This window comes from Novosphingobium sp. Chol11 (assembly GCF_945870625.1).
Lineage (GTDB): Bacteria > Pseudomonadota > Alphaproteobacteria > Sphingomonadales > Sphingomonadaceae > Novosphingobium.
In genome coordinates, this window is the sequence record NZ_CAMBTS010000115.1 from 1 (window position 1) to 9,651 (window position 9,651).

Consider the following 9,651-nt stretch of genomic DNA (forward strand, 5'->3'; position numbering starts at 1 on the left):
GTTTCCACGCCCAGCCCGTGCACGCCGCGCTCCAGCATGAAGCGCACCGCATCCGCCGAAGGCCCCGGCGTATGCGCGCCGTCCTCGCGGCGGTTGGTATAATCGGCCTCGCTGCGCTTCGACCAATCGGTGCGCAGCAGCAGCCATGCGCCGCTTGGGATTGGCCCATGCACCGCTTCCCAGCTTTCCAGATGCGCAGGTTCGATGATCAAGTCGGGATCGGCCGCCGCCTCTGCGGTCAGATCAATCACCACGGCGGGCGCAAGGAGATGCTCGGGCGCGATCGTATCGGTGGTGTTATTGGGCAGATCGCGGCCGCTGATCCAGTGCACCGGCGCGTCGAAATGCGTGCCGGTATGCTCGTTCATCGTGAACTCGTTCCAATACCAGGCCACGCCGCGCTCGTCATAGCGGCTGACCTCGCGGCTGCTGAACCCGGCACATTGACCAAACTCCGGCGGCAGTTCGAGAGCAGGGGTTTGCGGCGACAAAGCCTGGGTGAGATCGATCACCCGAACGGACCCGCCGCCCAGAGCCGCTGCCAATTGTCCGACTATGCCCATGCCCGCTCTCCCACGACTCAATCGAGAATACGAGAACTTTCAACTAAATCCAGCGCCGTTTGACGTAAGCTGTCACAATTTTGCGCAGCAGGCGCGCGGCGGGAGAACGGTGCGGAAATGCTGAAAGATGCGCTCTGCGCTTATCTACCCGCAGCCTCCCGCGCGTGTCGCGGGGCAGCCGTGGCCCGATCCGCAACCACGGCCCATCCGAAAACCAGCAGAAATCTTATGCAAACAAATCGGCCCTAATCCGCCCAATACGGCCAATTGCATCGTCCACGCCTTCGCGGTTTTCCTTCCGCGCAAACACCTCAAGCTCAAGAGCAACTGCCCCAAGATCATGGAGATCATGCATCAAGGCAGCACCGGCCAGCTTATGGGCATGCAGTTCCAAGTCGCGCCATTCGGGCACATCGGCGCTCAATTCTATTGCCTCGAAATAGGCGCAGACATGGGCCCTGAATGCCGAGTCCAGCCCTGTTATGTCCCGACGGGATTGCCGCGTTCCAACGCCCAGAATTTTTCGGATCATGCCCAGATTGATGGGCTTCTGAATGACCGCATTGACCATCCCGAGTTGCTGCGCGTGAACATGGTCACTCGTAACCTGCGCCGTGATCAGGACTATTGCTCCAACTGTCAGCCCCGGCGCCTGTCTGATTCTGTTGGCTATCTCGAGGCCATCCAGATCAGGCAGATTGCCATCAACAAACACAACGTCATGCGCCTGCGTGTGGGCCGCGAGCCACGCCAAGGCTGATTTGCCGCATTCGAACGCTGTCACGTGGTGGCCATCAAGCGCGAACATGCGTTGCAGCACGTCACGGCTAAACGGCTCATCTTCGATCAGAACCACAGTCTTCGGCTTGCTCGCGTGCTCGTGCGCCGCCGCATCTGGCAGGTTCGCGGAAGCAAGCGGCAAGGTCAGAATGAACCGCGCACCGGTTGCCGATTGGTCAGGCGCTGCCAGAACGAGCTGGCCTGCCATGGATTGGGCCAGCTTTCTTGCAAGCCAAAGGCCGATCCCATGGCCAGGAGCGTCGCCTGCCGATGCACCGCGAACGAACGGCTCGAAGACCTTCACGATCTGTTCGGGCGGAAGGCCGGGTCCTTGATCGGCAACCTCGAACGACCAATGATCGCCATCTTGCGAGACCTTCAGCAACACATCTCCGGCGCCATATTTGCGCGCGTTGTTCAGCAGGTTGTCTAGGATCTGTTGCAAGCGCTTGTCGTCGCCAAACAGTCCGATCCCGATGCCCTGCGGCGCTTCCAGCAACAGCGACATACCCGCAGCCGCGAGCGGATCGGCGTGGGTGTCGAGTATGTTGCGCAGCAGGACTGCAAGTTCGAATGCGCGCGGGTTGATCGCCAGTTCCCCGGCCTCGAGCGCAGTCACAGCCGAGAGGTCGTCAACCATCGACGCCAGCCGGTCGATCGACTGCGTCACGATCGCAAGATCGCGGCTCTTTCCGCTTGCTGCGTCGATCAGATCGACCGCACCAGACATCGCTTGCAATGGGGTCCGTAACTCGTGCCCGACCAGCGCAAGCAGCCTCGATTTAGCGCGACTTTCACGCTCCGACTTTTCAAGTTGGCGGGCCATGTCTTCAAGCTGTTCGGCGGGATCGACGACAGGCAAGGGGCGTAGCCTCGAATGGCTGTCGATGCTGGCACCCCAGGCAACCCACGCTGCCCGCGCCTGTTCAAGCAGTGCTGCGGCATCGGCGGTTCGGTTGCGGGCTGTCGCAAGATCGGCGGCAAACAGGCATGCGAGGCTCGTTTCGTGAGGCCGCCCCAGCGTCGATGACGTCTGCACCGCCTCGATCATCACGCGATAGGCCAGATCGAGCTTGCCGCGGCGCTTCGCGATCAACGCCCGCAGGATCAGGATGCGCCCACGATTGTCACCGGGGCATAGTTTCGCGGCTTCGTCGATATTGCGAATGTCCTCGGGCCAGCACTCGCGCTGTACTGCCAGCATCGCCACCGCCCGATGAAACCGCAGTTCGCGCACGCCGGGGTGCGACATCATCCCGATGCTGAGCTTGCGCGGCACCTTCATCAAAATATCGAGCGATTGCTGAAAATCGGCCCGCAGGTTTTGGTAGGCCAGCCAGGTCAGCAGCGGGGTTTCCAAAGTGTGGGGGCAATAGGGATCGATCTTGATTTGTGGGTCGGCGGCATGTCCCTGCAGCAGGCGGCTTGCCATCCAGATTTGCGCGGCTGCGGCGGCGCTGGTCTGATTGCCGACGCGCTGCGCAAAGGCCCGCGCTGCCTCCGCCAGCTGTTCGACCTTGGCCAGCTGTTCGCCGGCGCGCCAGTGCAGATGCGCCTTGCTGAGCAAGATCCATGCCGCGACCAAAAGATCGCCCTCAGCAACGGCTCGCGCATGGAGGTCATCATGTGCTGAAGCGAACCTGCGCGCCGGATGAGTCCACAGCTTGCCGAAAAAATTGCCGCGATAGGCACTGGTCGGCCAGCGTGGCTCTGCATCGCGCCCTTCTTCCAATATCCGATCGCCCAGCTGGCTGGCGAGCCGATTGCGGCCCATGAAGTTGGCCATGAACACCGCCGCCGAAAGGCCGACACTGGTGTTGCGTGTCGCGCGCGACAAGGCAAAGCGGCGCGCGACAGATACCACGTGCGGCGAGCCATATTCATAGAAGATGGTCGAGGTCGTTGCGCTCAGTGCAAGGATCTCATGATCTGGCGGATCTGCTGTCAGAGGCAGGGCGCGGTAGAAATCTCCGGCAAGATTTGTCCAGATCACATCGAACCGGGTCGAGAGCGCCGACGGTGGGTCGGGGATGTCCCACCCGAGCAACCGATGTCCTTGCAATGCAAACTGGATCGCAGCGGTGCGATCACCCTGCGCGCGGGCAGCGCTGGCCGATAGTGCATAGGCAAAAGCAATATCCCCGCGGCTGCTTGCGAGCCTGCGCAACTGGGCCGCACATGGGACCACGTAATCGAGCTCGCCTGCCACCATCTTGGCCACCGCACATTGGGTCAAGATTGAAGAAGTTGCTGCTTCAAGCCCGCCGACCATCCGGATCGCGAGGCTGGCAAGACGACTGGCCCTGTCGATATCGAGCGAACGTAGCGCCAGTCCGACACCCTGCACCAGTGGATCGGCCCAAATCCGGTCGGCAGGTTCAGGCGGGTTTACCAGCAGCAGCGTTTCCAGCGCGTGCTGGCGGGCGGGGTCATCGCCAAGAGATGGCAGCAGCAGCCGCGCTGCCGCATTGGCCAGCAATGTGTTTGAGGGGGCCACCGCACAATCGCCAACCGCCGCCCTGATCGTATCGTGCTCAAACCGGATCGACCCGCCAGCCAACACCATCAGCCGCGCCTGCACGAGCGCCGCAATGGCCGCTTCGAAAGCCGCACCTTCCAGACCGCTGGCGGCGCGCAAGACCGCAAGTTCGGTGACATCGCCCAGCATGGCAGTCAGCACGGCCAGCCTTTGGGCTGCTGCTGGCAAGCCGGATAGCTGCGTTGCAATCACGCGAGCGAGGTCATCCTGCAAAGCGGCCGCAATCGTTTCAGGGTCGGTCAGGGACCGTCCCTTGGCAAGCTCCGCAGCGACAGCCTCCGCCCGCTGATGAAGATCGAGCGGCCGGGTCGTGGTTTGGGGCAACAGCGCGTCCAACGGCGCTGCGATAGCTTCGCCCAGCAGCTGCGCCAGAAGCGCGCGCCGCCCCGCAGGCGCCAGTCCGGCTATCGTCAGCGCCAGTTGATCGGGCAGGTCCCGCGCGAGGCAGGGTTGCCAGGTCCGGCCGGTCACGATGAGATAGACCGGCACAGCCGCCGCACCGTCGACCGCCCTCAGATAAAGACGCCCGACATCTTCCGAGGCCCTGTCCCAATCGTCGATCACCAGCACGAGCGGCACGCCGAAGCCAGCCAGCCATGTTATCATCCGCCGGAACATGTATGCCATTTGCTCGGCCATGGCATCGGCATCCTGCATGGCTGCGACGGGCATGGTGCGGCGAAGCATGATTGCGTCAAACAGCGCGTGCGCTGGCCCCATCGCTTCCCGCAGCTGCTCAAGGCCTGCGGCTGGCTCATACAATTCCTCAAGCGCTTCATCCAGCAACTGGCGCATGGCGCGCAGCAGCGGAGTTGCGCCCGTTTCGCCGCTGGTATGCTTGGCCGTCCCGATCAGCGCGCGGTGCCCTCTCAGGATTTGTGCAGCCTTTTGCGCCAGCGCGGATTTGCCGACCCCGGCATCGCCGGTGATGACAATCCGCCGGACGCCGGCCTCGATTGCATCCGAAATACGGGTTATCTCGTCCGACCGGCCGATCAGCACGGCATTGCCTGACCCAGTCACGCCGCGCTGGCTGGGCCGGTTCTGCCCAGCCGGTAGCCAAGCCCCGGCACCGACGAAATGTTCAATCCGCTATCATCGTTGCCGGCCTGGAACTTGCGCCTGAGACGATAAATCAGGGTGTCGACGGTCCTGAGATCGCCGTCCTGCGCCCGCCGTGCTGCAACCTTGCTCAGCCGCTCACGGCTTACGATCCGCCCGCCCGCCTCGGCAAGCAGTGCGAGGATCGCCACTTCGCCGCGGGTTAGTGCAATCTGCACTGATGCAGCGTCTGAATGCGTATCAGCGCGCGCCACGCGCGCATCGAGATCCACCTCCCAGCCCTCAATCTTGATAACGTTGCCGATCTGCGCTTTGCGGCGGCGCAGGACGGCGCGGATGCGCGCGATCAACTCGCCATTATGGAATGGCTTGACGACATAATCATCGGCTCCCGCCTCCAGCACGGCGATGCGTTGTTCGGGCTGCCACCGGGCGGTGACAGCAAGAATAGCAATGGTCTTGGAGCCGGCGAGGTCCGCGATCAGCTCCTGCCCCGTCCGCCCCGGCAGACCAAGATCGATGAGCGCAAGATCGATCGATTCCTCGCGCAGGATGGCGTCACAGGCCGCCGCATCGCTTGCCTCCCAGACCTGCCAACCTTGCGCGCGCAGCAGCGTACCGAGCGATTGCCGCGTCAGCGTCTCATCTTCGACAATGACAGCATGCACTTGCATTGCTCTGTCCGGGCCCCCCACCCTCGCACCATTTTCCCTATCGTCCCGCCCTTCACAAGCAGATTTCAAACTGCCCTGCTCGGTCAGGATCAACAAAACCGGGCGTGTCGACATCTTGTTGACATCAGCTTCGCAGAAATGGCGAGCACAGCTCGCAAACGACGCATTGTCGACAAGCTGTCGATTGGAGTCCCCCGCAAGCCGATTATTGTTGGCCCAAACAACCACGAGGTGGGTCAAACCTCGGGAGCATTTCGTCGGGAAGGGAGAAGACCATGAAACGTTGTGCAACCATTTGTTTCGCTAGCGCCCTTATCTTCGGAATGATGGCCACTTCCGCCAATGCGCAGGCTATCGTCACAGCGTCGGGCTCCCCGACGATTGCCAGCTATCACTCTCGCGGCATGTGCCTTGATGTGCGCGCCGACGACAAAGCAGTGCTGTTGTGGACCTGCCACGGCGGCGCCAATCAGGCGTTCCGCTTCGCCAGCGGCAATTATGGTCTGATTTCGCTGGGCAATCGGCAATGCCTGACCGGCGGACGAAGCCGGGGAGCGGGGCTCACCGTGCAGACCTGCAACAATGCTGACCAGGCCCAGAAGTGGGGCTTCCAGAGCGACGGTTCATTGCGCAACGAAATGAGCTTATGCGCCGACATCGAAGGCGGATCGCGGGCGGCTGGCACCCGCATCGTGAGCTGGGACTGCAACGTAGGATCTACCAACCAGACTTGGTATCCGGCTGTGGTCACAAGAGCAGTGACCGCCGGGGTGCAGACCATGTCTGCCATGTCTGTCGGTATGCAACGCGGACCAGTGCTGGGGCTGATCGGCAGCGCGGGCTTCAGCGGCAACAATATGGTTGCAGCGGGCGGGGGCAATATGGTGGCCGCTGGTGGCGGCAATCTCGTTGCGGCCGGCGGGGGCAATCTGGTGGTCGGAGGTGCCGGGCGCCTGATTGCAGCCGGTGGAGGCAATATGGTCGCAGCGGGCGGTCTCAATGTCGTGCCGACCAATGGCGGCGGCCTGCTTCCCAGAAACTGGAGCTTTTTCAACAATCGGTCGGTGGGTCAATTGGTCGGCAATGATGGGGCCAGCATTCGCCAGTGACCCGGGCGGATCGCCCTTCGCTCGTCCAGCTGATGTGGTCTGCGATCATGCATCGATCAAAATCCGCACCCGCCAGCATGGCTTTGCTGGCGGGTGCGGCCGTGCTTGCCCTACCCGACCCAAGCCTTGCACAGCCCGCCGGCAGCGCGACCAAGGCGGGCGGGCAAGCGGATCTGATCTTCTGGCAATCAGTCTCTGACAGCAACGACCGGGCACAATATGAGGCTTATTTGGCCGCATTTCCGCAAGGACTTTTCGCGCGGCTGGCGCAGGCCAAGATCAACGCCACGGCATCTTCGCAGTCGCCTGCCGCATCAGTGCCAACGCCCCCTCAGGCGATTGCGAAAGCCGAGCAGCCGCGAAAACAAGTGGCCTCGCGCTCCAGCGTGTCGCCAGCACTGCCCCGCTCTGCAAGCGCCTTGCCATTGCTTGACCAGCCCTTTGTCGAGCACCTGCGCGCGATCGCGATGACGCAAGGCAAACGTTATCAGAACACCAGCGTCATTCTGCCCCCCAGGCCGATGATCACGCTGGTGGGGTCGCTCGAACTTCCGCCGCAATTCTGTTCTGCGCTAGAACGCAATGCGTTCTACGAAAACCGCTTCCGTCCGCTGATTGATCGCGCCAGTGAGAACAACGCGCAGGCCATCGCGCACATGGAACGGCTGAACAGCATGGTCAAAGAAGCGGAAAATCGCGGAGACAGCAATGCCTCGGGCGCGCTGGCCCAGGAATCGCGCAGTTACCAGCCGGTCGCCATGGCAATCTACAATGATCGGGTCGCGCTGGAGCCGATATTCACGCGCATCATGGCTGTGCCCGTTGTCGCTTGTAAAAAGGTAACACCATGACCAGCAGAGTTATCGGACTAGGCGTTGCATTGACGCTCAGCCTCGCCGCCGCCGCTGTGGCCCAAACGCCGAGCTCCGAAGCGAGGGATGCTAGCCGGGTGTACGAATTGGCGGTGATGCTCGAATCTGTCACGCTGCGCTGCAAACTCATCGGGATAGACCGTCAGCCAAAGTTCCAGACTTTCACGGCGCGACAAAAGCGCGGCCTGACCGGCGCAAAAGAAGCCTTGATGCGGCATTTTGAGGCCGTCGCAAAAGCCGACATGAACCGCGAAATTGATCGGTTCTACATCAGGACTTACAACTTCTACGGAACTGGCAGGACCGACCAAGAGAGCTGCAACAGCTTTGCAGAACTCATGGACATTTTGGCTGAGCCAGATGCCGACGCCGCCTTGCTGACGAGAGTTGCCGAGATCATGGTGCCCGATCCGATGCTCGATGCCTATCCGTAAACAGCGGCGCGGCGCGGCCGAAGCTGCGCTGCCGACGCGGCCAACACAGCAAGAACGAGTTTCAATCGCCAATCCGAAGGACAACCAATGCACAAGTGGATCATGTCCATCATAGCGGCGGCGACACGGCTGTTTCCCGCACATGCGCAGGCTCAGGCGCAGAATTTCCAGATTGGCGAGACTGTGACCTGTTACGGTTACACCGGCCCCATTCTCCGGCTCGAGCCGCGCCCCGGGCGGGATCCGTTCTTCATCGTCTATGCCGAAGGTACGGGCACCTCGAATGAAATCCGGTGCGTGGCGAAGGAAATGAAAAGGGCGGCCGCGCTCCCCAGCTTCGCTCAGCTGTGCCGGCCTGGAACCAAGTTGGAAGCGGCGTGGGGCATTTCGTGGAAAGAGGCTACGGTGCTGGCTGCCCCCAACAGCCAGGGGCAATGCCGCGTCAGCTTTGATGGTTATGACAGCATGTGGGACAGCTTCGTCACCGCAGGAATGTTGCGCCAGCGCGGATCGGGGCCGATTGTAAAGCCAGCCAATCCAGTCAGCCGGACATCAGCCGCCACGGCTGCCTTGCCGGCGACAGCACCCAATGGGACCTACAAGTGCCACAAGATCCTGGTGGGCGGCCAGCTTGGCGCCGTCGGGACCCTGTCGATGCGCGGCGGCAAGGGGACTGCCAACAGCTTGCCCAGGGGCTGGGCAATCCGCTCGATCAAGCCGAGAGCGCGCGACCAGCGCGGGCGTCTGGTGCTCGCGGTCGATTATCAGACGGCAAGCGGCAACCGCGACCGCATGGATTGCGTCTTGCAGTGAAGCGCGGCGGCATCGGCCCGCAATCCGCCAGCAAGCTCAGCTTTGCCTCGAACTTGATGCTGTTAGACAGAGCAGTAAGTTAGGTCTGCAACCGACGAGGGCGGTTGCAGACCTCCCTGGCCAAGTTGTGTGCGCGATGGGCACTGGGGGCGATGTGGCGCTGAAGAGCCGCGACAGATCAGATTACCAGGTCAGGATCCGGGAAGTTAGCGGGAGCGGAGCCTCGCAAAGAGCGATTCTTGCTTCCGAACAACTCCGGAAAACCAAGCTACAAAGCGAGTATATGGGCTTGAACCGCACCTGAAGCGCAGCCTAGCAAATGGGAGAAATCACCCCGAGAGCACATAAGGCTTTCGCCTCACGCCTCTATGCCCTTGCCTCTAAACGAAAAATGGAGCGGGCGAAGGGATTCGAACCCTCGACCCCGACCTTGGCAAGGTCGTGCTCTACCACTGAGCTACGCCCGCTCGTGCGCATCAGACTGCGGGACAATCAAGCCTGCAGCCGTGGTGAGGGGCGCTCTTAGCGGCACTGCTTGGCGGGCGCAACTGCAAAAAACGCGCCGCGCACGCCCGCTGCGCCAAATCCCGCAAATCCCTGCGCCGCGCCAATCTGCCCCACAACGCTCTTGCCGAACGCACCCCACTTCCCACATGAAGGAAATAGGGAACTGGTGCGTGTTCGGAGAAGCTTAGTGGCGAGCCTTGGACTTAATCTCGACGAGCAAAAGGCGGTTGATCGCTTCCGCAAGAATGTGGTCGAGCCGTCGATGACCAAACTGGTCGTGCTCGATTTCTGGGCCGAG

Annotated in this window: 7 protein-coding genes, 1 tRNA gene and 1 pseudogene; 5 read left to right on the forward strand and 4 right to left on the reverse strand. The window is 62.0% G+C overall.

The window, feature by feature from the left end; translation table 11 throughout:
* From Q0O40_RS14000 to Q0O40_RS14010, 3 genes are all read right to left on the reverse strand, one after another.
* On the reverse strand, window positions 1-563 hold a 563-nt coding region (locus tag Q0O40_RS14000; protein WP_295531136.1), incomplete at its 3' end, for a cyclase family protein.
* A 226-nt stretch (window positions 564-789) separates the two neighbouring features.
* Window positions 790-4,905, reverse strand: a complete 4,116-nt coding sequence (locus Q0O40_RS14005) for an ATP-binding protein (RefSeq protein WP_295531140.1) — start codon at window positions 4,903-4,905, stop codon at window positions 790-792.
* Window positions 4,902-5,858, reverse strand: a complete 957-nt coding sequence (locus tag Q0O40_RS14010) for a response regulator transcription factor (RefSeq protein WP_295531143.1) — start codon at window positions 5,856-5,858, stop codon at window positions 4,902-4,904. The genes Q0O40_RS14005 and Q0O40_RS14010 overlap by 4 nt, the downstream gene beginning before the upstream one ends.
* An 83-nt stretch (window positions 5,859-5,941) precedes the next feature.
* Here Q0O40_RS14010 and Q0O40_RS14015 point away from each other — a divergent pair, with 83 nt between their 5' ends.
* The 4 genes from Q0O40_RS14015 to Q0O40_RS14030 all read left to right on the forward strand — a co-directional run bounded on the left by Q0O40_RS14015 (window position 5,942) and on the right by Q0O40_RS14030 (window position 8,846).
* Window positions 5,942-6,727 carry an RICIN domain-containing protein gene (locus tag Q0O40_RS14015; RefSeq protein ID WP_295531146.1) on the forward strand — a complete coding sequence of 262 codons (786 nt, stop codon included), beginning with the start codon at window positions 5,942-5,944 and terminating at the stop codon, window positions 6,725-6,727.
* A 77-nt stretch (window positions 6,728-6,804) separates the two neighbouring features.
* A complete protein-coding gene (locus tag Q0O40_RS14020) occupies window positions 6,805-7,578 on the forward strand; it encodes a hypothetical protein (RefSeq protein WP_295531149.1) in 774 nt (257 codons plus the stop codon).
* Window positions 7,579-7,607: 29 nt separating this feature from the next.
* A complete protein-coding gene (locus Q0O40_RS14025) occupies window positions 7,608-8,033 on the forward strand; it encodes a hypothetical protein (RefSeq protein WP_295531152.1) in 426 nt (141 codons plus the stop codon).
* 102 nt (window positions 8,034-8,135) lie between these two features.
* Entirely contained in the window at window positions 8,136-8,846 is a 711-nt protein-coding gene (locus tag Q0O40_RS14030) for a hypothetical protein (protein WP_295531155.1), read from the forward strand.
* 392 nt (window positions 8,847-9,238) lie between these two features.
* Here the strand turns inward: Q0O40_RS14030 and Q0O40_RS14035 are convergent.
* Window positions 9,239-9,313, reverse strand: a tRNA-Gly gene (locus Q0O40_RS14035).
* A 227-nt stretch (window positions 9,314-9,540) separates the two neighbouring features.
* On the opposite strand from Q0O40_RS14035, the pseudogene Q0O40_RS14040 reads away from it, so the two are divergent.
* Window positions 9,541-9,651, forward strand: a pseudogene (locus Q0O40_RS14040) (co-chaperone YbbN); the annotation flags it as partial.

What these genes read in the sequence shown, in the direction of transcription:
- Q0O40_RS14015 (WP_295531146.1), top strand. Translation starts at nt 5,942, where the DNA reads ATGATGGCCACTTCCGCCAATGCGCAGGCTATCGTCACAGCGTCGGGC.
- Q0O40_RS14020 (WP_295531149.1), top strand. Translation starts at nt 6,805, where the DNA reads ATGGCTTTGCTGGCGGGTGCGGCCGTGCTTGCCCTACCCGACCCAAGC.
- Q0O40_RS14030 (WP_295531155.1), top strand. Translation starts at nt 8,136, where the DNA reads ATGTCCATCATAGCGGCGGCGACACGGCTGTTTCCCGCACATGCGCAG.